The 414-nt window shown below is 66.7% G+C and carries 1 protein-coding gene; it reads right to left on the reverse strand.

Annotated features, from left to right (window positions below):
* Window positions 1-85: 85 nt before the first annotated feature.
* Window positions 86-414 (reverse strand): transketolase-like TK C-terminal-containing protein (locus RNC47_RS37190; protein WP_311605297.1); only part of this gene is annotated, 329 nt, incomplete at its 5' end.

Raw genomic sequence — 414 nt, forward strand, 5'->3', positions numbered from 1 at the left:
GCGCTCAGCGCCGCGAGATTCGGGTTCTGAGTCATGTTCGCCTTCTCCTGCTAGTCGACGGTTAGTTGTCACGACCGCGGTGCGGTCAGTTGTCCAAGGACCGTTCCGCTGCGGCCGCGACAGCCTCGGGCGTGAACCCGAACTCGCGGAACAGGGTCTTGTCGTCGGCGGAGGCACCGTAGTGCTCGATCGAGACGATCTCGCCGGTGTCCCCGACCAGCTTGTACCAACTCTGCGCCACCGCGGCCTCGACCGCCACCCGGGCCGACACCGCCGGGGGCAGCACCGAATCGCGGTACTCCTTGGGCTGGGATTCGAACCACTCCACGCACGGCATCGACACCACGCTGGCGTTGATGTCCTTGTCGGCCAACAGCTTCTGCGCGGCGACCGCAAGCTGGAGCTCCGAGCCCG

Source organism: Streptomyces millisiae, assembly GCF_031845425.1.
GTDB classification, from domain to species: Bacteria; Actinomycetota; Actinomycetes; order Streptomycetales; family Streptomycetaceae; genus Streptomyces; species Streptomyces millisiae.